The organism is Nonomuraea aurantiaca, from assembly GCF_020215705.1.
GTDB classification, from domain to species: Bacteria; Actinomycetota; Actinomycetes; order Streptosporangiales; family Streptosporangiaceae; genus Nonomuraea; species Nonomuraea aurantiaca.
This window is the reverse complement of the sequence record NZ_JAIWNB010000029.1, coordinates 24,955-47,748: the sequence shown is the minus strand read 5'-3', so window position 1 is coordinate 47,748 and position 22,794 is coordinate 24,955. Positions and strand designations below refer to the sequence as shown.

The window sequence follows — 22,794 nt, the reverse complement described above, 5'->3', positions numbered from 1 at the left end:
ACTACAGGCCGGTGCCGACCGTGTCGGCCTGCGCCTGGATGGCCTTGGCCGTCTGCTCCGGCGTCTGCTTACCGAGCGCCAGCTTCTCCAGCTCGGTCTCGAACACCTTCGCCACCTGCTCCCAGGTCGGATACGGCGGCGGCGTCTTGGCGTCCTTGAGCTGCTCGCCGAAGACCGCGAGCTGCTTGTCCGAGGCCAGCTCCGGCTCCTGCCAGGCCGACTGGACGCTGGGCAGCGCCTTCACCGTGGTGTACCACTTGGCCTGCACCTTGGGGTCGGTGAGCCACTGGATGAACTTCCAGGAGGCGTCGCGGTTCTTGGCCTGCTTGAAGACCACCAGGTCGGAGCCGCCGACGAAGCTGGTCGCCGAGACCGGGCCCTTCGGGTAGGGCGCGACGTCGAACTTGTCCTTGAAGTCCGCGCCGCCGTCGTTGTTCAGCACGCCGACCATCCAGGGGCCCGAGAAGAAGCCGCCGACCTCGCCCTTGATGAAGTTCTGCGGGAAGGCGCCCTTGGCGGTGTCGTTCGGGGCCAGCTTCTCCTGGAAGAGCGAGGCGTACTGCTTGAGCGCGGTCACCGCCTCGGGGGTGTCGAAGGTGTACTTGCCGTCCTTGACGATCTCGCCGCCGGCCTGCCAGATCAGCGGCACCAGCTCCTGCCAGGAGCCCTCGGTGTAGCCCTGGTTGAAGCCCTTCTCGGCGCCGCCCTTCTCCTTCAGCGCCTTGGCGAACGTCTTGAGCTCGGCCCACGTGGCCGGCGGCTTGACGCCCGCCTTCTCGGCCTGGTCCGTGCGGTAGTACAGGACGCGGGTCTCGACGTACCACGGCACTCCGTACGCGGTGCCGTTCACGTCCACGGTCTGCCAGGCGCCGGGGAAGAACGCGGCCTTGTCGATGAGGTTGCCGGGCGTGGGGTCCAGCACGCCGGTCTTGGACAGCTCACCCGCCCAGGTGGAGCCGATCATGCTGATGTCGGGGGTGGCGCTGCCCGCGATGGCCGAGGTGATCTTGTCGTGGGCGACGTCCCACCCCATCGCCGTCACGTTCACCTTGACGCCCGGGTTGGCGGTCTCGAAGTCCTTGGCGAACGCGCCGAGCGCCTTGCCCTCCTCGCCGATCGCCCAGACCGTGATGTCACCGGCGGCCGCGCCGGTCTTGACGTCCTGTGCCTTCTCGGGCGCCTTGTCGGCACCGCGCCCGCAGCCGGTGATCAGTATCGCGAGAGCGAGCAGACCGGCGGCGGAGCGCCGGGTCGAGGGGTTCACTTGGGTTCCTCCTGGGGGTGGTGACCGCAGCTGGCGCGCAGCACCAGCTCGGTGGTCAGGACGAGGTGGTTCGGGGTGTCGCGGGCGCCGGTGATCAGCTCGTCGAGCGCCCGCGCGGCGCGCGCGCCCAGCTCGCGCATCGGCTGGCGGATGGTGGTCAGCGCCGGGCGGGCGTGGCGGGCGGCCATGATGTCGTCCCACCCGGTCACGGCCAGCTCGTCGGGTACGGCCAGCCCGAGCTCCTCCGCGGCGAGCAGGGCGCCCAGCGCCACTTCATCGTCGGAGCAGACGATCGCCTCGGGCCGCGCCGGAGCGCGCAGCAGGGTCTTGGCGGCCTGGTAGCCGTACTCGACGGTGTAATGCTCCGTCGGCACCGCCTCGATCGCGGTGCCGAGGACGGACCTGACCCCCTGCCAGCGCTCGTCCACGTCGTCACCCGTCGCGATCGGCGCGCCGAGGAAGGTGAACCGCCGGTAGCCGTGCCCCAGCAGGTGCTCGGCCAGCGCGCGGGCCGAGGTGGTGTTCTCGCTGCGCAGCGTGTCGGCCCCCGGGAGCGGCTCGCGGGAGACGAAGACGAGCGGCATCCGCATCCGGACCAGCTCGGCGACCAGGTCGTCCGGAACGGTGTGGCCGAACACCATCAGTCCGTCCACCCGCCCCGCGAGATCCTTGACCAGGTCGTGCACCCGGCTACGGCCCTTGGTGGACAGGATCACCACCGACCGGCCCAGCTCGGAGGCCACCTCCTCGTAGCCGAGAAGCACCTCGGTGTAGTAGGGGCCCGCGAGGTTGGGGAAGACGATGCCGTTGGCGGCGTGGCGGCCCTCGGCCAGGCTGACGCCGAGGCGGCTGGGCGTGAAGCGGAGCTCCTCGACCGCCTTCAGCACCTTCTCGCGCGTCTTGGGCGCGACCGGCCCCGTGCCCCGCAGCGCGCGGGACACGGTCGCGATCGACACGCCCGCGCGGCGCGCCACCTCGTAGATCGTCACGTCCATCCAGGCTGCTCCTCTTTCTGTAAGCGCTTCCACAATCAGTTGTGTAAGCGCTTACAGAAAGGCAGTCTGTCAGGCGTGTCAACATCTCGTACAGACCCCGTCCGGTAACGGTGCGGTTACGGCGATATGGGGTAGGCGGCAGGCATGCTCTATGGCAAGGAACACGTCCAGCGCTATCAGGAGACCGACGGCGCCGAGGGACACGACTGGAACAACACCACGACCCTCCTTCTCACCACCAAGGGCCGTAAGTCCGGCAAGTCGTACACGACGCCGCTCATTTACCAGAAGCACGGAGACGTCTACGTCGTCGTCGCCTCCAAGGGCGGCGACCCGGACCATCCCGAGTGGTACAAGAACCTGCAGGCCAATCCCGAGGTCGAGGTGCAGGTGAAGGACAAGAAGTTCAAGGCGCGGGCCCGCACGGCCACGGACGAGGAGCGGCCCGAACTGTGGCGGCTGATGGCCGCCACCTGGCCCGACTACGACAACTACCAGCAGAAGACCGACCGGAAGATCCCGATCGTCGTCCTCGAACCCATCACCGGCTGACCGCTGAGCCCGCCCCGGCCACCTACGGCGGGGCGGGCGGGCCGCTGGGACCTGAGTGACAGATGATGAACGTATGAGCAGCGAACACCACTACAGCGTCACCGTCACGTGGACCGGCAACCTCGGCGAGGGCACCTCCGGCTACCGCTCCTACGGCCGCGACCACGAGGTGGCGGCCGAGGGCAAGCCCGCCGTGCCCGGCTCGGCCGACCCCGGCTTCCGCGGCGACCCGGCCCGCTGGAACCCGGAGGAGCTGCTGGTGGCGTCGCTGTCGCAGTGCCACATGCTGTGGTACCTCCACCTGTGCTCGGTCAACGGCATCGTCGTGACCTCCTACATCGACGAGCCGGAGGGCACCATGGTCGTGGACCCCGGCAGTGGCGGCGGCCACTTCTCCGAGGTCACCCTGCGCCCCACGGTCATGATCACCACGCCGAGCCTGCACGCCAAGGCCCTGGAGTTGCACGCGGAGGCCAACAAGCTCTGCTTCATCGCCAACTCCACGAACTTCCCGATCCACCACAAGCCGACGATCCTCGACTGCCTGAAGGGCTGATGGCGCTAGAACGTCACGAGCGGATCGCCGAGGAAGTCGGCGATGAAGTTGACGAAGAAGAAGCCGAAGAACAGGAAGTTCAGGATCAGGATCACGTAGTGCCACGGCCGGGGGCGGGCGGGGCGGGGCAGCCTGCTGTTCAGGTACATCAGCAGGAACGGGTAGATGAGCGCGCCCAGGTTCGACATGTTGGCCGACCACTCCACCAGCCCGACCGGCAGCGAGAAGTGGATGACGACCGAGATGATCACTAACAGCACGATCATGAACGGGTAGTAGAACCGGCGCGGGTCGCCCTCGATCAGCCCGCGCAGCCGGGGGCTGGTGGCGTGCGCCGCGTCCGTGGTCACCCGGACCATGGCCTCGAAGATGCCCAGCTGGGTGGAGAACAGGATCAGCACCCCCAGCACCAGCGCCACGTAGAACAGCGCCTGGCCGTACTCGTCGCCGAGCACCCCGGCCACGAACGTCGGCACGTCGGCCCGCGTGGGCTTGTGGCCCGACAGGGTGACCGCCTGCGACATGAGCAGCGTCGGCAGCAGCATGCCGAGGATGGCGCCGACGAAGAACACGCCCCACATGTCGGTGAGCAGCAGCCGATACCACCTGCGCCACAGTCCCCGGTTGATGTCGTCGTCGGGGAAGGTGACGCCGCTGGCCAGGATCTCGCGCCGCTCGCCCCGCATCCCCGACAGGAACCCGGCGCGATAGCCCATGCCGTAGCCCTTGTCGCGGTAGTGGCCCATCACGTACCAGTTCAGGCCGGAGGCAAGGGCGGTGAAGCCGGCCAGGCCGCCGAGCTGGGTCGCGGTGATGCCCGCGGGCGGCGCGGCCGGAGTGACGAAGCCGCGGATGCCCTCCCACCACTGGCTCCACGGCACGATGAGCAGGTCGACGGCGAGCAGCGCGACGAGGATGGCGCCGACCATCACCCAGTTGGCCAGCTCCAGCGCCCGGCTGATCCGCTTGGCGGCCGCGGTGATCAGGAAGACCAGCACCAGCAGCGCGATGGCCCACAACCGCGGTTCTTCGGCGTCCGCGGGCGCGACCACGCCGTGGACGAGCGCGTAGACGCCCTGGCCGGCCGAGGCGGCCCACCCTCCCGCGATGAAGGCGAAGATCACGACGAGCACGGACAGCGGGACCCACAGCTTCCAGCCCGGCGGCACCCGGCCCCAGCCGACCACGGGGGTCTCGCCGGTGGCGACGACGTAGCGGGAGCACTCGACGTTGTAGAACGTCTGGAGGAGGGCGGAGACCAGAATCACCCAGCCGACGCCGACGAAGCCGTACTGTCCCACGTTCAGCGGCCCGAGCAGCCACTCGCCGCTTCCTATCGAGATGCCGAGAGCGATCAGACTGGGCCCGATCGCGTACTTGACCAGCTCTTTCGGGCCGATCCTGGAGACTTTGAACACCTCTTCCGGTGTCGGAAGGTCTGTGACATTGAGATCTGGGCGGCTTACTCCGAGTGGATGCGACATGTCAGGCCTCCTGTGCGTTCAGGGTGATCCCGAACCCCATCGGCTACAAGACCCAATTGGCACCTGCGGAACGTTGTCGCTTGCCCTGTTCGTTGCCCAGACATGGCTGACATCCCCTATGACAGGAAAGAACAGCTCAAGCAGATCGAGAGCGGGCTGATGCCGGGCGAGCAGATCATCGCGGTGTACGACGCCATCGGCGCCGGCACGGGATTCCTCGGGCTGACCGACCGGCGGGTCATCGTGCAGGACAAGTCGTTCGTCGGCAAGCGCATCGCGATCACCAGCATCCCCTACAGCAAGATCTCCGCGGTGAGCGTGGTGAGCAACAAGTCGTTCGCCGGCGGGTTCTTCTCCTCGGGCGCGATCGCCATCCACGTCGGGACGCACACCTACGAAGTCGACTTCCGCGGCGACAACAAGGCGCACCATGTACATAACGTGATCTTGCATCACATATCGCGAACATAACCAGTTCCGTAAGAGGCGCGGCGGCCCGGACTGACCTATCCTGCGGAAATCACGGGGTCACGGGCGAAGGGGGCGGACTGGGTGAGCCGAGTCGCACGCGTCTGTACGGCGGGCCTGACGGTGCTGGCGGTCGCCGCCTGCACCGCCACCCCACCGACGGCGACCAAGGCGCCGGGCACGGGCGCCGCCACCACCACGCGTCCCGGCACGGCGACCCCGGGCGCCTCGACTCCCGGCACCTCCGGCACGGCAACCCCGGGCACGTCGACTCCCGGCACGTCGCTCTCGCCGGTGCCGGTGCTCGGGGGCGGGCGGCCCGCGCTCCCCGCCAAGCCTGCCACCTGCGCCCAGCCACCGGCCGCCACCGACGACATCCGCGCCACGAAGGCTGGCCCCAGCTGGCGCGTCGTGTCCACCGACGAGGGGTACGGCAGGCTGCACGACCTCGCCGTGGGCCGCGACGGCGCCGTCTGGGCCACCCACCTCACCCAGCGCTTGACGGCCGAGTCCGTGGAGACGGCCTTCGCGGGCCTGCGGCGGTGGGACGGCAAGGGGTGGAGGTCGTACCCGCTGCCGAGCGTTCAGGTGACCGCGCTCAGCGCCACCTCCGCCGCCAGCGCGTGGGTGTTCGGCCTGGCGGACGGCAGAACCGGCCTCGTCGGCGCGTTCCAGAACGACACGTGGGCGGCGCGGCGGCTCACCGGCCGGCTCGGCGACACGTTCGGCGCGGGCGGCACCGCGGCTCGCGGGGCGTGGGCGGTCAGCGGCGCATCGGCGCTGTGGTGGACCGGCTCCACCTGGCAGCACCACGACCTCCCGGCCGCGGCCGGCGCGGTGGGCGGCGGCAGCGGGAGCGGCGGCGGTTCGGGGAACAGCGGCGGCGGCAAGCGTGGCGGCGACGTGTGGACGGTCAGCGGTCCGCTGATCGACCAGGGACCGGCCGCCCGCTGGGACGGCGAGGCGTGGCAGCGGGTCGACCTGCCCGCGCTCGGCCCGCCGGCCAAGGCGGAGTCCCCGCGTGTCCGGCTCAACGACGTCGTGGTGCTCGGCCCGGCCGACGTGTGGGTGATCGGCGGGGTGACGTGGCTGGTGCCGGGCGAGTTCACCAAGGATAACGAGCCGCTGGAGCGCTCCCGCCCGGTCGCCCTGCACTGGGACGGCGGCGAGTGGCGGTGCCGGTGGGGCGCGCTCGGGCCGGCGTTCACCCAGGCCGAGCCGGACGGCCGGGACGGGATGTGGGTGCTCGACTCGACGGGGTCGCGGCTGCTGCACTTCAGCCGCGGACGCTGGACGTCGCAGACCGTCGACGGCACGATCGACGCCCTCGCCCAGCGCCCCGGCACCAGCCAGGTCTACGCGGCCGGCTCCTCCAGCCCCGAGAAGGACCTGACCCGCGCCATCCTCTGGCGCACCCGCTGACTTGCCCGCTCAGGCGCGTAAGCCCGCTGACTCGCCCGCTCAGGCGCAAAAGCCCGCTCGACCTTGAGTGACCTCAGGTCAGTGAGGTGTAGAGCTCCATGGTCCGGTGCGCGATGCGTTCCCACGAGAAGTGCTCGACCGCCCTGGCCCGCCCGGCCACCCCCATCGCCGCGGCCCGCGCCGGATCCCCCAGCAGCGCGTTGACCCGCTCGGCGAAGTCGGCGGCGAACCGTTCGGGATCGTGCGGCGTCCCGTCGATCCCCTGGTCGATCGGCACCAGCAGCCCGGTCTCCCCGCCGGCCACCACCTCGGGAATGCCGCCGGTCGCCGTCGCCACCACGGCCGTCTCGCAGGCCATCGCCTCCAGGTTCACGATCCCCATCGGCTCGTACACCGACGGGCACACGAACACCGACGCGTGCGTGAGCAGCTGGATCACCTCCGGCTTGGGCAGCATCTCGGAGATCCAGATCACCCCGTCGCGCTCGCGGCCGAGCTCCCGCACCAGGCTCGTCACCTCGGCCTCGATCTCCGGCGTGTCGGGCGCGCCCGCGCAGAGCACGATCTGCGCGCCGGCGTCGAAGGACCGCGCCGCGTGCAGGAGGTGGACCAGCCCCTTCTGCCGGGTGATGCGCCCGACGAAGATGACGTACGGCCGGGCCGCGTCCACGCCGTGCTTCTTCAGCACGTCGTCGTTGCGGTCGGGGGCGTATTGGGCGGTGTCGATGCCGTTGTGGATGACGCTCACCCGCTCGTGCGGGATCTCGGGATAGGCGGCGAGTACGTCGCGCCGCATCCCCTCCGAGACCGCGATGACCGCGTCGGCACCGGCCAGGGCGGTCCGCTCCGCCCAGGAGGAGACGGTGTAGCCGCCGCCCAGCTGCTCGGCCTTCCACGGCCGGAGCGGCTCCAGGCTGTGCGTGGTGACGACGTGCGGGATGCCGTGCAGCATCTTGGCGACGTGCCCGGCGAAGTTCGCGTACCAGGTGTGGGAGTGAACCACCCCGGCGCCTTCGCACGCGGCGGCCATCTCCAGATCCACCCCGAGCACCTGCAGGGCCGCGTTGGCGTCGGCGAGCCCGGCGGGCACCTGGTAGGCGGAGACACCCGGCTCGTCCCGTGCGGCCCCGAAACACCGCACCCGTACGTCGGCCAGCCGCCGCAGCTCTCTGGCCAGATATTCCATGTGCACCCCGGCACCGCCGTACACGTCCGGCGGGTACTCCCGGGTGAGGAGATCAACGCGCATGACACGACCTTACGATCCATCGGGCCGCCGGGCACAGCCAGACAAGCCGTAGCGGCGGCCGGTCAGACGCCATGTTCAGGAGATCCCAGGCACGAACCACGTTCGGCGGGCGTTTCGTCGATAGATCGGCATTTTGAGGGTAGCGTCACGGATATGAGGTCCAGGAGGGTTCTTGCGGTCGTACTGGCAGGTGGAGAGGGAAAGCGGCTCATGCCGCTCACAGCGGATCGGGCCAAACCGGCCGTTCCGTTCGGCGGGATGTATCGGCTCATCGACTTTGTGCTGTCCAACCTCGCCAACGGCGGATACCTGCAGATCGTCGTACTGACCCAGTACAAGAATCACAGTCTCGACCGCCACATCTCGCGTACGTGGCGGCTGACGGCGATGCTCGGCAACTACGTGACCCCGGTGCCCGCCCAGCAGCGGCTCGGCCCCCGGTGGTTCTCCGGCTCGGCCGACGCGCTGTTCCAGAACCTGAACCTGATCTACGACGAGATGCCCGAGCACGTGATCGTGTTCGGCGCCGACCACATCTACCGTATGGACCCGCGGCAGATGGTCGAGCAGCACGAGGACTCCGGCGCGGACGTGACGGTGGCGGCGATCCGGCAGCCGCTGTCGCTGGCCGACCAGTTCGGCGTCATCGAGACCGACCCGCAGGGACGGCGGATCGTCGCGTTCCGGGAGAAGCCGAAGGACGCGGTGGGGCTCGCCGACTCCCCCGACGAGGTGTACGCCTCGATGGGCAACTACGTGTTCAAGACCCAGGCGATGATCGACGCGCTGCGGGAGGACGCCCTCGACCCCACGAGCAAGCACGACCTGGGCGGCAACATCATCCCGATGCTCGTCAAGTCCGGCGGGGCGGACGTCTACGACTTCGCGAACAACGTGGTGCCGGGTTCGAGCGAGCGCGACCGCGGCTACTGGCGCGACGTGGGCACGCTCGACGCCTACTACGAGGCGCACATGGACCTCATCTCGGCGCACCCGATCTTCAACCTCTACAACGACAAGTGGCCGATCCACACCGGCCACGACCCGCTGCCGCCGGCCAAGTTCGTGCACAACGACGGCGACCGGGTGGGCCGGGCGATCGACTCGCTCGTGTCCCCGGGCGTCATCGTCTCCGGCGGCACGGCGAGCAGGTCGATCCTGTCGCCCAGGGTCGTGCTGCACTCGCACTCGCTGGTCGAGGACTCGGTGCTGATGGACAACGTCAAGGTCGGCAGGGGCGCGATCGTCCGCAAGGCGATCATCGACAAGAACGTGGTGATCCCCGACGGGGCGCGAATCGGCTTCGACCTGGACTACGACCGCACCCGCTTCGCCCTGACGAGGGGCGGGATCGTGGTCATCGGCAAGAACGAGATCGTCGACCGCTGACCCTGCACCCGGTCGGGCGGCGTCGCGCGGATGAGACTGGCCACGAGCCAGCCAAAGGTTCGTCACTTAACGTTAATTACTGGTAACGTTGCGTGACATGCCTTCCCCCGGTGCATGACACACTTAACGCGCTCTTTCGCAACCGTCCGGCATTGGCCGTCGAGATCCTCCACGACGCCTTCAACTTCGATCTGCCCAGAGACACCCTCATAACGGATACCGACTAGCTTCATTCGTCGCTCGGCGCATCATGGAGGAGATCATGTCGTCTACCGCATGACCGGTATACAGCCCCTTCGCCCAAGAGCACTTCGGCAAGGGGAAAGCCGAGGGAAAAGCCGAAGGCAAGGTCGAGGGCAAGGTCGAGGGCGAGGCCATCGCCGTGATCAAGATACTCAAGGCGCGGGGCATAAGCGTCCCCCAAGACGCCCACGACCACATCATCCACTGCACAGACCTCGACCAGATAGACGAGTGGATCGACCGAGCAGTCACCGCGACAACCCTCGACGAGGTCTTCGTCCCTAAAACTGCTTGACGCTGTAGTCATACCGGCAGGGCAGCGGATGCTCCGCGCGCACCCGCGCCCGCCCCGTCGGATTGAGCCGTTCGTGATAGTCCCACCAGAGCTCGTCCAGCGTGTCCTCCCCCTCCCGCAGGTCATCCACCACCAGTCCCGTCTCCAGCACCCGCCCGGCCCGGCCGACATCGCCCGCGTCCAGGGCCGCGCGGCACTCCAGTAGGCGGATCCGGCCGTGCCAGCGGTCCTTGGGGCCGAGCTTGTCGATCAGTACCAGGGCTCCGTCCGGGCGGTCGGCGGCGAGCAGGGCGACGAGGGTCTCGATGGTGAGGGGGCGCAGCCGCGGCGACAGCGCGTGGGCCCGCTCGTACAGGTCCGCGGCGCGCGACGGGGCGAGGACGGCCAGGTTGCGCAGGGCCCAGGCGTTCTCGGCGCAGACCAGGGAGCGTTCCCAAGCGGCCCGGGCGCCCTCGTGGTCGCCGTCGTGATAGAGGTTCACGCCCAGGTGGAGCAGGGTGAACCAGGTGCCGCCCGACTCCTCGACCGACTTCTCCAGCAACGCGCGCCACTCGGGGCCGACGGTGTAGGAGGAAGGCGGCAGAGCGGGGGCGGGTGTGGGGATCGAGCCCTTGCGCACCAGGGCGAGCCACGACTGCTGGTCGCGCCCGATCGTCCAGTCGGCGAACGGGGTGCCCGGCAGGTTGAGCGCCCGGCTGCGCCGCTTGGCCAGGACCCGGCGCTCCAGCGCGCCCCAGCCGCTGCCGACGTGCAGGACCTCCACGGGCACCGCCGAGGCCAGCCCCGCGGCCTGCTCGTGCGCCGCCTGGAGCCGGTCGCGGGAGATCAGCCGGTCCACGGCCCGGCTCGCGTGGCCGAGCGCGTCGGGCCAGGGGCCGTGGGCTCGCGCGGGGTCGGCCTGGAGCAGGCCGTACGCCTCGGTCCAGGACAGGGCGGAGCGGGCGGGCAGACGTACGTGCTCCAGCTGGGTGCGGGTGAGGCCCGCCTGGATCTCCAGGTACGGCCGGTCGGGGCCGGACAGCCAGTCCTGCCAGTTGCGGCCCGCCGCGCCGGTGCCCCAGCGGAAGTGCTTGCGGCCGCGCAGCAGGTCGGTGGAGACCTGCGCGAGCCCGCCGCCATCCGCGTCGAGGGCGGCGATCCAGCGGCGTTCGCCGGGCAGCAGTTCGTAGAAGAAGTCGGCGGCCTGCTCGTTGCGGGCCGGGTAGGACTGGTCGGCCTCGCGCCAGCGCGGCACCGGCACCCGGCGCAGCATCCCGTCGTAGGAGAAGTGGTACGCCTGGCGGGCGGGCGCCAGCACCCGGCTGCCCGGCGTCTGCGGCACCGCCGCGTTCGACCACCAGTAGACCGGGGCATCCACCGCCGAAGGGTTATAAATGCGGACGTGTACGAGGAGCACCGGGGACCCGGGCGGCAGGTGGACATCGAGCTGGTAGACCAGCCGCCGCATCCGTTCCCACTCGTACATCCGCAGCACCGGCACCCCGTCGGGCCCCGCCACCCGGACGGCGTGGACCGGCGCGCAGGCCAGGGCGGTGTGCCCGAACGTACCCAGGTTCCACTCCACTCCCCCCGCGAACCACGCGTTGCGCAGCCCGAGGTTGGCCAGCTGCAGGTGGGGCGGCTTGTGCAGGAGCTCGCGCCCGGTCGGCAGGTGCACCAGCGAGCGCAGCCGCCCGCCGTACTCCAGCAGGAACTCCGCGCGCAGCAGCTCGTTCTCCAGCACCGCCGTCTTCAGCTCCCGCTCCTCCCGCTCGCGGCCGTAGCCGTCCTGGAAGGTGTACGGCAGGAGCGATTCGGCGTGCCCGTAAGCCAGCTGGGCCGCCATCTCGGCGTCGGCGGCGGCCGTCCTCAGCCCGCCGCGCGGATCGGGGAGCGTGCGCAGCGGCGGCAGCGGGTTCTCCGGACCCAGCGGGGACACGGGAAGCACGACTGTGGATGTCCGTAGCATTTGGCGAGTATTTTCCCATAAAACCGACTGATAAGAGCTTCCGTCGGGTTTCGGGCATGATTGGACGGTGAACCGGTACGAACGCTGGAACATGCTGTTAGAGCTCGTCGCCGAGGCCGGCCGCCTGAACGTGTCGGAGACGGCGCGCAAGCTCGGCGTGTCCGCGGCCACGATCAGGCGCGACTTCGACGAGCTCGCCGACCAGCAATTGCTGACCAGGACCAGGGGCGGCGTCATCGCGCACAGCGTCTCGTACGACCTGCCGCAGCGCTACAAGGTCGCCCAGCACGCGCCGGACAACCAGCGCATCGCCGCGGCGGCGGCGACCCTGGTGCCGGTGGGGGCGACGGTCGGGCTCAACGGCGGCACCACGACGACGGAGGTGGCCAGGGTGCTGGCCAACCGCCCCGACCCGCCCTCCGGGCGGCGCGGCCCCGCGTTCACCGTGGTGACCAACGCCCTGAACATCGCCCACGAGCTGGCCGTGCGCCCGCATCTGCATGTGGTCACCACGGGCGGCTCCGCCCGCGCCGAGTCGTACGAGCTGGTGGGCCCGGTGGCGACGGGCATGCTGGCCGGCGTCGCGCTCGACGTGGTAGTGCTGGGCGTCGACGCGCTCGACGTCAAGCACGGCGCCAGCGCCCATGGCGAGGGCGAGGCCGCCGTCAACCGGCTGATGGCCACCAAGGCCCGCCAGGTGATCGTGGTGGCCGAAGGCTCGAAGCTGGGCCGCCGGGCGTTCGCCCTGGTCTGCCCGCTGAGCAGAATCAACGTCCTGGTGACGGACTCCGCCGCCGCGCCGGAGCTGACCGCCGCGTTCGCGGACGCCGGCATCCGGGTCATCCGGGTCTAGAACCTGCGTTTGATCGTTTCCAGTGCTCCGGCGGACCCTCACCGCTAGGCTTCCCGCTCTGTGCTTGACACCAGGAAACGGGATATGTCAGAAAATGGGGGCTCTGGATGTTGATCGGACTCGGCATGCTCGTCGCGCTGATCGTCGGCGTCGCGCTGTGGTGGAAGTTCCGTGACCCGCTCAGAGGTGAGGACTTCTACAAGTTCCACGTCGAGCGTACGTGGGCCTGGGAGCTCGTCCTCACCGAGGAGCAGGAGCGGGCGTTCATGGCGGGGCTGGCGGCCTATGACGACGAGCGGACCGTCTTCCCGCACCGGGAGGCGGGGGCGCTGCACGTCTATGACCCGTCGATGATCGTCTCGTTGTTCCTCCTCACCGAGCAGTTCGCCGCGATGGGCCCGGCGGCGCTCGCGGATCCGGCGGGCGCCGTGCGGCACCTGATCGGCCGCGCCGCGGAGGCGGAGATCGACGGTGTGCTCCACCTCGACGACGAGTGGTTCCAGGAGCCCGTCGACGGCCTGGACAAGGACGACTTCACCCGCGAGATGAGCATGGCCACCCACGCACAGGGCGTCGCCGGCGGCATGGGCGGTTATGGGAACGAGGACTCCGGCTACGGCATGCTCACGGTGCTCACCGAGGTGCCGGAGCATGTGCGGAGAATGTACGACGAAGCGCACAGCCACGCCTCACCCGGTCAGATCCGCAACCGCCTCGACGTCTACAAGGCGGTGATCGAGGAGCCGGAGCCCGAGTTCGTCGCGGGGCTCGAGCGCGCCGACGCCGAGCAGAGCCGCTTCACCAACACGCTGATGTACGACTACGGCCGGGTGCTCGCCGATTACCAGGAGCTTCGCCCGCGCATGCCGCACGCCCAGCCCGTGGACGTCATGTCCGCCGCCCTGGCGCGGATGCTCACCGAGCGACGCGCCGGCATCACGTGGACCCGGCCGCCGTCGCAGCAGCAGCACGACCTCGCCCTGCGGCTGATCTCCACCAGGGGCTGATCTCCGCTCAAAGCGGATCTCCACCAGGGGCTGACGCTCGGCGGGTACGAGTCTCAGCGTCGCCGCCTGGGGAACCGGCCTGTGAAGACCCGTACGTCCGCCGCCTCGCCGGCCAGGTCGCTCGCCCATCTGACCGCCGTCTTCAGTGACGGTTCGGGGGCGTGGTAGGCCCGGTCGACCGACCACCACCAGCTCCTCTCCCGGCGCGGCTCGGCGGCGAGACCGGCCGCCGCCAGCCCCGCCGGGTGACCGGCCCGCTCCCACAGCTCCGTCCACTGCGCCCGGCGCAGGTTGAGGTAGAGCAGGCCCTTCAGCTCGCTCACCGCGCCGATGTCGGCCACGGCGGCGCGGGACAGGTCCAGCGCGTACAACCGCGGGCAGGACAGCAGCGGCGACAGGTCCACGGGCCGCCCGGTGCGCAGGGTCAGCGACCGCAGCGTGGGGTGGCCCGCCAGCGGTGCCAGGTCGATCCCGTCCATGGCCAGGTCGAGCAACTCCACCGGGGTGTCGCGCAGCGGGGTCAGGTCCGCGCCCGGGCAGTTGTCCACCTTCACCTGCCACAGCACCGGCGCTCCGCGCACGGGCCCGAAGTCGACCCAGGGGGCGTTGATCACCGACAGGCGCTGGAACCGCGGCTCCCAGCCCCGGATGGAGGCCGCGTCGGGACCGGCGACCGTCAGCGAGCGGGTCTGCTCGTGGGCATGGCGGTTCGGCTCCTTCATGTCGCCGAGGTCGATCCACAACTCGCCGTGCTCGACCGCGTAGGCCCCGGCCTCCAAGGCGGCGACATGCCGGCGCAGCAGGCTGGTCACGGAGTCGGCGACATAGACAGGGCCTTCGTCGTGGTGCGCGCCCATGCGGATGACCTGGCCCGGCCGACCGTCCGGGCCGGGCGCCAGGTCCACCGCCAGGAAGTCGCCCCCGGTGCTGGTGGCGAACGGGATCCAGCTCGGGTGGTCCGACGCCCGTCGCATCGCCAGCGAGGGGCCCACGCCGGTGATGAGCGGCTGGAACAGATGGTGGCTCCAGCTGCGGCCGGCGGTCCACCAGCGGTTCTCCGGGCGGCTCTGGTCCTCCAGCCGTTCGAGGCCGAACCAGGGGTGCCGGTCCAGGAGGCCCTCACCGCCGTCGCCGTCGACCAGCGCGTAAAGGGCACGCAGGTCCTCGGGGAGCGTCACGCCGTACCGGACCCGGAGCTGGGCCTCCAGCCAGGCGCGGCGCGCTTCGGGGAGGGCGGGGGGCGGCGCGTACTTGTCCGTGCCGGGACCGCCCAGGACCCGGTCACGCTCGCGTAAGTACGCGCCGAGCAGCGCGACGGCCTCACGCGGATCTCCGGCCGGGGCGGCGTCCGGCCGGCCCCTCTGGAACTCCGCGGGCTCGGGCGGCAGCACGCCCCGATCGAGGACGTACAGGAAGCCGTGCTCGCCGTGATCCATGCGGTCCAGCGACTCGCTGACCACCGCTTCGAACCGGCCCCTGGACTCGACCACCAACTCGATGGCGAGGTGGTCGCCGCTCGCGCCGGCCAGGGCGTAGATCTCGCACATCTCCTCGTGCAGGTCGATGTCATCCGCCTCGCCCGGCTCGACCCTCAGCCCGCGGTGGCCGGACCCGTCCGGGCCTGTCGCGAATCCCTGCAGCTCGGCCCGCCGCCACCCCGCGGGCGCTCCGGCCGCGATCTTCACGGCCATGGTACGGAGCACATCGGTGATCTCGGAATCACGATCATGGGTCACAGAACACACCTAACCATCGCGACGCGCCCGCTTCGTACCACGCACGATGATTACCGGGCGTATCCACTGGACACGTAGCGTCGTACAGGCTGTACAGGCTTCAACTCCCTGGGAGGAAAGGCTCCATGCAGGGCATTGCCGGATCGCCGGCGAAGGCGTTGCGGACGCCGCGCGCCGCGGGAGCCGCGGGGATCCTCGCCGCCCTGCCGCTGGGCGGCGCCATGATCCTGGTGCGCGAGGCGGTGCCCGTCCGTCCGGTCGACCTGGCCGCCTATCTCGCCGACACCGCCGGCCATCACGCCCTCCGGGTGGCGCTGGTCCTGCTGCCGTTCGGGGGGATCTTCTTCATGTGGTTCATGGGCGCGGTCCGCGACTCCATCGGGGCGCGGGAGGACCGGTTCTTCGCGACCGTCTTCCTCGGCTCCGGCCTGCTGTTCGTGGCCATGCTCTTCGTCTTCGGCGCGGCGGCGGACGCCTTTCTGACCATGATCGGCACGATGCGGGACCCGTCCCAGCCCATGGCCTTCTGGCACTACGGGCGCCACCTCACCCTGGCCCTGCTGACCGAGTACGCGCCGCGCATGGCCGCGGTGTTCACCCTGACGACCACCACCATCGCCACGCGCCTGCGCATCTTCCCCCGGTGGCTGTCCTGGTTCGGCTACCTCGCCGGGCTGGTGCTCCTCCTGGCCGTCAGCAGCGTCGCCTGGTCGGAAATCGTCTTCCCCGTCTGGATCCTGGCCGTGGGCTGCTTCCTGATCGCCGCCCACTCCCGGATGATCTCCGCCGACCTGCCCAACAAATGACTCTTGGCCGACATATCGGCTACGCGGCGTCGGGTAGGTGCTGGACAGGGGCGGCTCGGCGGCAGGTGGCCGCCCGGTCCCACGGGGAAGTGTGGACAGGGAAGTGTCACTGTGCGAGTTGTCGTCGATCTCACGCGCTGCCAGGGCTACGGGCAGTGCGTCTTCCTGGCGCCGGACGTGTTCTCGATGCACGGCCAGGAAGCACTCATGTACGACACCGGCCCGGACGACGACCAGCGCGAGCGGGTGCTCCAAGCTGCGGCGGCCTGCCCGGTCCAGGCCATTCACCTCGACCGGATGACCACCCAGCACAGAACCCTGCGGCCGGAGCTGGGGCCCTCCCCCACGGGCGACGGCGAGGCGTTCAAGCGCGACGGCCGCATCGTCATCGTCGGCGCCTCCCTGGCCGGCGGGCGGGCCGCCGGGGTGCTGCGCAGAGACGGCTTCACGGGCTCGCTGACCCTGATCGGGGACGAGCCGTACCAGCCGTACGACCGGCCGCCGCTGTCCAAGCAGGTCCTGACCGGCAAGGTGCCCGCCGAGCGCACGCTGCTCCCTCAGCTCCGCGAGGTCGATGTCACCTGGCTGCCGGAGACCCGGGCGACCGGGCTCGACCTGTCCGCCCAGAAGGTACGGCTCGCCGACGGCGGGGAGATCGGCTTCGACAAGGTCCTGATCGCCACCGGCGCGCGGGCCCGGCCGTGGCCGCAGGAGGCGGAGGCCGCGCTCGACGGCGTGTACGTCCTGCGCACGCTCGACGAGGCCAGGCGCCTGCGGGAGCGGCTGGCCGCCGGCGTCACCAGGGTGCTGGTCATCGGGGGCGGATTCACCGGGTCGGAGGTGGCCTCGGTCTGCCGCGAGATGGGCCTGCCGGTGACCCTCGTCGAGCACGGGCCCGTTCCGCTGCGCGGCGCGCTGGGCAACGTGATCGGCGCGGTCGCGGCGGACATGCAGCGCGCGGCCGGGGTGGACCTGCGCTGCGAGGTCACGGTGGCGGCGCTGGAAGGCGACGCGGACGGGCGGCTGCGCGGCGCCCGGCTGTCCGACGGCAGCACCGTGGACGCCGACGTGGCGGTGGTCGCGCTCGGCGCGGTCCGCAACATCGAATGGCTGGAGGGGTCCGGGCTGGCGGCCGGGGTGTGGGGGATCGCCACCGACGCGGGCTGCCGGGCCTTCGACGTCAACGGCGTGGTCACCGACAACGTGTTCGTCGCCGGTGACGTGGCCCGCTTCCCGCATCCGGTCTACCACTACCAGTTCCTCGCGCTGGAGCATTGGGGCAACGCCGTCGCCCAGGCCGAGGTCGCGGCGCACAACATGATCAGCGACCAGGCGCATCGCTGGCCGCATCTGTCACTGCCGGTCTTCTGGTCCAACCAGTTCGGCGTCAACATCAAGTCGGTCGGCGTGCCGAGCTTCGCCGACGAGCTGGTGATCGCGCAGGGCTCGGTGGCCGAGCGCCGGTTCGTCGCCGTCTACGGCTACCGGGGCAGGATCACCGCCGCGGTCACCTTCGACCACGGGATGTGGCTGGACTACTACCGGCACCTGATCGAGCAGGCCGCGCCGTTCCCGCCCGACTCCCGCACGGTCGACCGGCGCGACGGATCACGGCCCGTTCCGGCCGAGGTTCCGGAGCGGATCAAGCCCGCCGAGGGAGCGACCGTGGTGGTGACCGGCCACGATCCGGGCGAACGCCGCGTCACGCTCGTACGCCCTCAGCGGTAAGACCATCTCCAACCACGCGTCCAGGGAGGCACTTCGTGGAGCCGGCAAGCAGCTACCAGCAGATTCTCCAGTTCTCCAACCGGGCCGACCCGTATCCGCTGTACGCCGAGCTGCGCAAGACGCCTGTGGCGCGGCAGGAGGACGGCAGCTACGTCGTCAGCACGTACGAGGAGATCGTGGCGCTGCTGCACGACCCGCGGGTCAGCTCCGATCGCCGCAATCTCACCGATCCGTCCCTTGGCGGGGGGCAGCTGCCCTCCTTCATCTCCACCGATCCGCCCGAGCACGACCGGCTCCGGCGGCTGACGATGCGTCATTTCGGGCCGCCGCATTCGCCGCGCAAGGTCGACAGCCTGCGCGGCGAGCTGATCCAGATCGTGACGGCGCTGATCGACGGCCTCGCGGACCGGACGGAGGCCGACATCGTCGACGACTTCGCCTACCCGTTCCCGGTCACGGTGATCTGCCGCCTGCTCGGCGTGCCGCTGGAGGACGAACCCCGCTTCCACCAATGGGCGGACGAGCTCGTGGAGAACCTCGGCCCCGGTGAGGGCGACATGGCGGAGCGGATCAAGAAACGCCAGGCCACACTGCTCACGCTGGGCGAGTACCTGACCGAGCTGACCGACGCCCACCGCCAGAACCCGGGCGACGACCTCCTGTCCGGGCTGATCACCGACGACGGCCCCGACGGGACGATGTCGCAGCACGAGGTGATCGGGACCGGCGCGCTGTTGCTGATCGCCGGCCACGAGACCACGGTCAACCTCATCACCAACGGCATGCTCACCATGCTGCGCAACCCGTGGCTGCTCGAACGGCTGCGCAAGGAGCCGGACCTGGCCATCCACACCATCGAGGAGCTGCTGCGCTACGAGCCGCCGGTGCACTTCCTGCCCAACCGGGTCGCCCTCGACGACATCACCATCGCGGGCGTCACCATCCCCAAGGGCTCCCCCATCATCCTCGCGCTCGCCTCGGGCAGCCGCGACCCCGCGCACCTGCGCGACCCCGACCGCTTCGACCCCGACCGGCCCTACATCCAGCACCTGGGCTTCGGCGGTGGCGTCCACCACTGCTTCGGCGCTCCGCTGGCGCGGCTGGAGGCCCAGACCGCGCTCCGCGAGCTGGCGCGGCGGCTGGTGAACCCCCGCCTCGTCACCGACCCGCCGCCCTACCGCCCGAGCTCCACGCTGCGGGGTCCGCGCCACCTGGAGATCCAGTACGACGGCGTCAACCCGTACAGTGAGCTGCCGACCACGTAGCCCGGTCAGGAGAGCCAGGTTTCGATGGCGTGCGCCATGGACGGAGCCTGGTCCTCCAGCATCGTGAAGTGATCGCCCTTCACCTCCTGCTCGGTGTGCTCGGTGTGCCACGTGGCGCGCCAGTACGCGGCGACGAGCCCGGCGGTGTCGATGCAGTCGCCGGTCACCGTCGAGATCATCGGCACGTCGCCCGTTTTCGGGGTGATCGGCGCGAGGTCGCGCAGCAGGCGTTCGCGCAGCTCGTCGACCTGAGCGGAGTGCGAGGCGTAGTCGACCGGGATCAGCTTGGCCCGGATCCCCTCGGCGGTGAGCTCCGCGACCAGGTCGCCGAGCGCGCCGGGCGCCCCGGAGACCACGGCCGAGCGTGCGCCGTTGACCGCGGCCAGGGAGTACTCACCCGGTCGCCGGGCAAGGCGCTCGGTCAGCTCCTCGACCGGCAGCCCGACGGACGCCATGCCGCCGCGGCCGGCGAGCACGGCGCCGATGGCCTGGCTGCGTAGGGCGACCACGCGGGCGCCGTCCTCCAGCGACAGGCCGCCCGCCACCGTGGCGGCGGCGATCTCGCCTTGGGCGTGGCCGATCACCGCGTCGGGACGCACGCCGTACGAGCGCCACAGCCCGGCCAGCGCCACCATGACCGCCCAGAGCAACGGCTGGACCACGTCCACCCGCTCCAGCGGCGGCGTGCCCGGCTCGCCGCGCAGCACCTGGGCCGGCGACCAGTCCACGAACGGCTTGAGCGCGCGCTCGCAGGCGGCGAAGTGCTCGGCGAAGGCCGGCGACTCGGCGAGCAGCTCGGTGGCCATGCCCGTCCACTGCGAGCCCTGGCCGGGGAAGACGAACACCGTCTTGCCCGGCGCCCCGGCCACCCCGCCGACCCCCGCGGGCACCTGTTCGCCCGCGGCGAGCGCGCGGACGGCCGCCAGCAGCTCCGCACGATCCCGGCCCACGGCCACGGCGCGATGACGGTAGGCCGTGCGGGTGGTGGCCAGGGAGAGGCCGATGTCGGCGGCGGACTGGCCGGGGTGGCGCTCCACATGGTCGCCGAGCCGTTCGAGCTGGGCATGCAGCGCTGCCGCGCTCTTGGCCGACACGGTCCACGCGACCGCACCCGCGGCCGCTGGAGATTCGAGCCCGCTCGGGGCGGTGTCGTCTGTCGGGGCCTGGTCGAGTATCACGTGCGCGTTCGTGCCGCTGACGCCGAACGCCGACACCCCGGCGCGCCGGGGCCTGCCGCTGTCCGGCCAGTCGACGGCTTCGGTCAGCAGCCGGACGTTCCCGGCGGACCAGTCCACGTGGGACGAGGGCGCGGACACATGCAACGTCTTGGGCAGCAGGCCCGCCCGCATGGCCAGCACCGCCTTGATCACACCGGCGACCCCGGCGGCGGACTGGGTGTGGCCGATGTTGGACTTGATCGACCCCAGCCAGAGCGGCCGGTCGGCCGGGCGATCGGCGCCGTAGGTCGCCAGCAACGCCTGCGCCTCGATGGGATCGCCCAGCGTGGTTCCGGTGCCATGCGCCTCGACGAGGTCCACGTCGGCCGCTGCGACTCCGGCGTCGGCCAGCGCGCGGCGGATGACCCGCTGCTGGGACACCCCGTTCGGGGCGGACAGGCCGTTGCTGGCGCCGTCCTGGTTGATCGCGGAGCCGCGGACGACCGCGAGCACCGGATGACCGTTGCGGCGCGCGTCGGACAGCCGCTCCAGCAGCAGCAGGCCGGCGCCCTCGCCCCAGCCGGTGCCGTCGGCGTCGTCGGAGAAGGCCTTGCACCGCCCGTCGGGCGCCAGGCCGCGCTGGCGGCTGAACTCCACGAAGATGTCGGGGGTGGGCATGACGGTCACCCCGCCGGCCAGCGCGAGCGTGCTCTCTCCGCTGCGCAGCGACTCGCCCGCCCAGTGCAGCGCCACCAGCGACGAGGAGCAGGCCGCGTCGATGGTGGCCGCGGGGCCCTTGAGCCCGAACACGTACGAGATCCGGCCCGAGATCACCGCGGTGGAGTTGCCCGTCAGCAGGTGGCCCTCCGCTCCTTCCGCGGGTGCGCCGAGGCTGCCTCCGTACCCGTCGGCGAAGGCGCCGACGAAGACGCCCACCTGGCTGCCCTTCAGCGAGCGCGGGTCGATGCCACCGCGCTCGAACGCCTCCAGCGCCACCTCCAGCATCAGGCGCTGCTGCGGGTCGGCGGCCAGCGCCTCCCGGGGCGAGATGCCGAAGAACCCGGCATCGAAGTCGGCGGCGTCGTGCAGGAACCCGCCCTCGCGCGTGTACGTGGTGCCCGGACGGGTCAGGTCCGGGTCGTACAGGGTGGACAGCTGCCAGCCCCGGTCGTCGGGGAACAGCGACACACCGTCGCGGCCGTCCGCCACGAGCTGCCAGAGCCCCTCGGGGTCGCGCGCGTCCCCGGGGAACCGGCAGCTCATGGCGACCACCGCGATCGGCTCGTGTTCGCGGGGCTCGGCCTCGTCTCTCCCTACTCCGCCTCGAAAGCGGGCTCCGACCTGCTCGCGCTGGCCTATCACCGCACCCACGGTCTCGACGTACGGGTGACCCGTTGCTCCAACAACTACGGCCACCATCACCACCCCGAGAAGATCATCCCCCTGTTCATCACCAACCTGCTCGACGGCCGGCAGGTGCCGCTGTACGGCGACGGGGGCAACACCCGCGACTGGCTGCACATCGACGATCATGTGCGGGCATCGAGCTGGTCCGCACCGGAGGCCGTCCCGGCGAGATCTACAACATCGGCGGCGGCACCGAGCTCACCAACAGGGAGCTCACCGATCTGCTCCTCAAAGCCTGTGACGCCGGCTGGGATCAGGTCACCTACGTCGAGGACCGCAAGGGCCACGATCTGCGCTACTCGGTCGACTGCACCAAGGCCCGCACCGAGCTGGGCTATCGGCCGCGCAAGGACTTCGACACCGGCCTGGCGGAGACCGTCGCCTGGTACCGGGGCAACCGCGCCTGGTGGGAGCCGCTCCTGCCCGGCCGCACGCCACGCGCGTGACGGGCGCCGCGGTGGCCGGTCCGGCGTTCCGGCGCGTGGTCGTCAGGGGTGTCGTGGTGCGGCCAGGGAGAGGCGGCCACCACGATCCCGTAGAGCACGTGGTCGGCGAGTAGCGTCAGGCGTTCCATGACGGCGGGCTTGTCCTTGTGCGACAGGCCGAGCGCGGGCGCGATGACGGCCTGGAAGCCCGCCCAGACCAGCAGGCCGTAGGCGGGCCCGGCCCACGGGTGCCGGCGCACGGACTCGGGCAGGGCCCCGAAGAGCGCGCCGCCGAACGCCCCGTACGACCAGTGCGCGAGCTCGATGATCGCGGGCCGGCGAGCGGCCGGGACGCGACGGAAGAACCGGGGCGTGGTGTGCTCCAGCACGGCCTCCGGCGGCACCTTCTCCACCAGGCCCATCGACGTGGAGAACTGCCGGAGGCCGGACATCGCCATGGCGGCGATCGCGCCCCTGGCCCCGGAGCGCAGGATCGGCTTCTGTCGCATGGCGTCGGCCCCCGTTCCTCACAGGGTGGACTACCG

At 70.7% G+C, this 22,794-nt stretch carries 19 protein-coding genes and 1 pseudogene; 12 read left to right on the top strand and 8 right to left on the bottom strand.

The window, feature by feature from the left end; translation table 11 throughout:
• Position 1: 1 nt before the first annotated feature.
• Both LDL49_RS44800 and LDL49_RS44795 read right to left on the bottom strand, forming a co-directional pair.
• Complete coding sequence (locus LDL49_RS44800) at positions 2-1,264, bottom strand: sugar ABC transporter substrate-binding protein (RefSeq protein WP_225301030.1); 1,263 nt, start codon at positions 1,262-1,264, stop codon at positions 2-4.
• Positions 1,261-2,259, bottom strand: coding sequence for a LacI family DNA-binding transcriptional regulator (locus LDL49_RS44795; protein ID WP_225301029.1), 999 nt, complete (start codon positions 2,257-2,259; stop codon positions 1,261-1,263). Before LDL49_RS44795 ends, LDL49_RS44800 begins: the two co-directional genes overlap by 4 nt.
• Before the next feature lie 144 nt (positions 2,260-2,403).
• Between LDL49_RS44795 and LDL49_RS44790 the strand changes: the two genes are divergently transcribed.
• Together LDL49_RS44790 and LDL49_RS44785 are read left to right on the top strand one after the other, a co-directional pair.
• Positions 2,404-2,811 (top strand): nitroreductase family deazaflavin-dependent oxidoreductase, encoded by a 408-nt coding sequence (locus tag LDL49_RS44790; protein WP_225301028.1) that lies wholly within the window; start codon positions 2,404-2,406, stop codon positions 2,809-2,811.
• Positions 2,812-2,884: 73 nt separating this feature from the next.
• Entirely contained in the window at positions 2,885-3,367 is a 483-nt protein-coding gene (locus LDL49_RS44785) for an OsmC family protein (protein ID WP_225301027.1), read from the top strand.
• A 5-nt stretch (positions 3,368-3,372) separates the two neighbouring features.
• On the opposite strand, the gene LDL49_RS44780 is transcribed toward LDL49_RS44785, so the two are convergent.
• Complete coding sequence (locus tag LDL49_RS44780) at positions 3,373-4,785, bottom strand: Nramp family divalent metal transporter (protein ID WP_225301026.1); 1,413 nt, start codon at positions 4,783-4,785, stop codon at positions 3,373-3,375.
• Positions 4,786-4,953: 168 nt separating this feature from the next.
• On the opposite strand from LDL49_RS44780, the gene LDL49_RS44775 reads away from it, so the two are divergent.
• Together LDL49_RS44775 and LDL49_RS44770 are read left to right on the top strand one after the other, a co-directional pair.
• Entirely contained in the window at positions 4,954-5,322 is a 369-nt protein-coding gene (locus LDL49_RS44775) for a PH domain-containing protein (protein WP_225301025.1), read from the top strand.
• A gap of 81 nt (positions 5,323-5,403) precedes the next feature.
• Entirely contained in the window at positions 5,404-6,741 is a 1,338-nt protein-coding gene (locus LDL49_RS44770) for a hypothetical protein (protein ID WP_225301024.1), read from the top strand.
• Between the two features lie 73 nt (positions 6,742-6,814).
• Here the strand turns inward: LDL49_RS44770 and glgA are convergent, their stop codons facing one another.
• The gene (gene glgA, locus LDL49_RS44765; protein ID WP_225301023.1) at positions 6,815-7,990 is read right to left on the bottom strand and encodes a glycogen synthase; all 1,176 of its coding nucleotides are present in this window, start codon (positions 7,988-7,990) and stop codon (positions 6,815-6,817) included.
• A gap of 153 nt (positions 7,991-8,143) precedes the next feature.
• On the opposite strand from glgA, the gene glgC reads away from it, so the two are divergent.
• The gene (gene glgC / locus LDL49_RS44760; RefSeq protein WP_225301022.1) at positions 8,144-9,379 is read left to right on the top strand and encodes a glucose-1-phosphate adenylyltransferase; all 1,236 of its coding nucleotides are present in this window, start codon (positions 8,144-8,146) and stop codon (positions 9,377-9,379) included.
• A 382-nt stretch (positions 9,380-9,761) separates the two neighbouring features.
• Positions 9,762-9,917 (top strand): hypothetical protein, encoded by a 156-nt coding sequence (locus tag LDL49_RS44755; RefSeq protein WP_225301021.1) that lies wholly within the window; start codon positions 9,762-9,764, stop codon positions 9,915-9,917.
• Here the strand turns inward: LDL49_RS44755 and LDL49_RS44750 are convergent.
• Complete coding sequence (locus LDL49_RS44750; RefSeq protein WP_225301020.1) at positions 9,904-11,835, bottom strand: DUF5107 domain-containing protein; 1,932 nt, start codon at positions 11,833-11,835, stop codon at positions 9,904-9,906. The two genes, LDL49_RS44755 and LDL49_RS44750, sit on opposite strands and share 14 nt — an antisense overlap.
• A 97-nt stretch (positions 11,836-11,932) precedes the next feature.
• Between LDL49_RS44750 and LDL49_RS44745 the strand changes: the two genes are divergently transcribed.
• Together LDL49_RS44745 and LDL49_RS44740 are read left to right on the top strand one after the other, a co-directional pair.
• On the top strand, positions 11,933-12,718 hold the full coding sequence (locus LDL49_RS44745; RefSeq protein WP_225301019.1) for a DeoR/GlpR family DNA-binding transcription regulator: 786 nt from the start codon (positions 11,933-11,935) through the stop codon (positions 12,716-12,718).
• Positions 12,719-12,825: 107 nt separating this feature from the next.
• A complete protein-coding gene (locus LDL49_RS44740) occupies positions 12,826-13,725 on the top strand; it encodes a hypothetical protein (RefSeq protein WP_225301018.1) in 900 nt (299 codons plus the stop codon).
• A 53-nt stretch (positions 13,726-13,778) separates the two neighbouring features.
• Here LDL49_RS44740 and LDL49_RS44735 read toward each other — a convergent pair whose 3' ends face one another.
• Positions 13,779-15,461 carry an SMI1/KNR4 family protein gene (locus LDL49_RS44735; protein ID WP_225301017.1) on the bottom strand — a complete coding sequence of 561 codons (1,683 nt, stop codon included), beginning with the start codon at positions 15,459-15,461 and terminating at the stop codon, positions 13,779-13,781.
• Positions 15,462-15,586: 125 nt separating this feature from the next.
• On the opposite strand from LDL49_RS44735, the gene LDL49_RS44730 reads away from it, so the two are divergent.
• The 3 genes from LDL49_RS44730 (at position 15,587) to LDL49_RS44720 (ending at position 19,260) form a co-directional block, all read left to right on the top strand.
• Positions 15,587-16,267 (top strand): hypothetical protein, encoded by a 681-nt coding sequence (locus tag LDL49_RS44730; RefSeq protein WP_225301016.1) that lies wholly within the window; start codon positions 15,587-15,589, stop codon positions 16,265-16,267.
• A gap of 111 nt (positions 16,268-16,378) precedes the next feature.
• On the top strand, positions 16,379-17,995 hold the full coding sequence (locus LDL49_RS44725) for an FAD-dependent oxidoreductase (protein WP_225301015.1): 1,617 nt from the start codon (positions 16,379-16,381) through the stop codon (positions 17,993-17,995).
• Between the two features lie 35 nt (positions 17,996-18,030).
• The gene (locus LDL49_RS44720; RefSeq protein WP_225301014.1) at positions 18,031-19,260 is read left to right on the top strand and encodes a cytochrome P450; all 1,230 of its coding nucleotides are present in this window, start codon (positions 18,031-18,033) and stop codon (positions 19,258-19,260) included.
• 5 nt (positions 19,261-19,265) lie between these two features.
• Here the strand turns inward: LDL49_RS44720 and LDL49_RS44715 are convergent, their stop codons facing one another.
• Positions 19,266-21,836 (bottom strand): type I polyketide synthase, encoded by a 2,571-nt coding sequence (locus LDL49_RS44715; protein ID WP_308016269.1) that lies wholly within the window; start codon positions 21,834-21,836, stop codon positions 19,266-19,268.
• On the opposite strand from LDL49_RS44715, the pseudogene LDL49_RS44710 reads away from it, so the two are divergent.
• Positions 21,726-22,270: pseudogene (locus tag LDL49_RS44710) on the top strand (dTDP-glucose 4,6-dehydratase); the annotation flags it as partial. The gene LDL49_RS44715 and the pseudogene LDL49_RS44710 overlap by 111 nt on opposite strands.
• Here the strand turns inward: LDL49_RS44710 and LDL49_RS44705 are convergent.
• Positions 22,159-22,758 carry a DUF1440 domain-containing protein gene (locus tag LDL49_RS44705; RefSeq protein ID WP_225301013.1) on the bottom strand — a complete coding sequence of 200 codons (600 nt, stop codon included), beginning with the start codon at positions 22,756-22,758 and terminating at the stop codon, positions 22,159-22,161. The pseudogene LDL49_RS44710 and the gene LDL49_RS44705 overlap by 112 nt on opposite strands.
• Positions 22,759-22,794 lie beyond the last annotated feature (36 nt).

Excerpts from the sequence above, each read along its gene's own strand:
- glgA (WP_225301023.1), bottom strand. The coding sequence starts at position 7,990 with ATGCGCGTTGATCTCCTCACCCGGGAGTACCCGCCGGACGTGTACGGC.
- LDL49_RS44785 (WP_225301027.1), top strand. The coding sequence starts at position 2,885 with ATGAGCAGCGAACACCACTACAGCGTCACCGTCACGTGGACCGGCAAC.
- LDL49_RS44705 (WP_225301013.1), bottom strand. The coding sequence starts at position 22,758 with ATGCGACAGAAGCCGATCCTGCGCTCCGGGGCCAGGGGCGCGATCGCC.
- LDL49_RS44740 (WP_225301018.1), top strand. The coding sequence starts at position 12,826 with ATGTTGATCGGACTCGGCATGCTCGTCGCGCTGATCGTCGGCGTCGCG.
- LDL49_RS44775 (WP_225301025.1), top strand. The coding sequence starts at position 4,954 with ATGGCTGACATCCCCTATGACAGGAAAGAACAGCTCAAGCAGATCGAG.
- LDL49_RS44730 (WP_225301016.1), top strand. The coding sequence starts at position 15,587 with ATGCAGGGCATTGCCGGATCGCCGGCGAAGGCGTTGCGGACGCCGCGC.
- LDL49_RS44795 (WP_225301029.1), bottom strand. The coding sequence starts at position 2,259 with ATGGACGTGACGATCTACGAGGTGGCGCGCCGCGCGGGCGTGTCGATC.
- LDL49_RS44790 (WP_225301028.1), top strand. The coding sequence starts at position 2,404 with ATGCTCTATGGCAAGGAACACGTCCAGCGCTATCAGGAGACCGACGGC.
- glgC (WP_225301022.1), top strand. The coding sequence starts at position 8,144 with ATGAGGTCCAGGAGGGTTCTTGCGGTCGTACTGGCAGGTGGAGAGGGA.
- LDL49_RS44715 (WP_308016269.1), bottom strand. The coding sequence starts at position 21,836 with ATGGTGGCCGTAGTTGTTGGAGCAACGGGTCACCCGTACGTCGAGACC.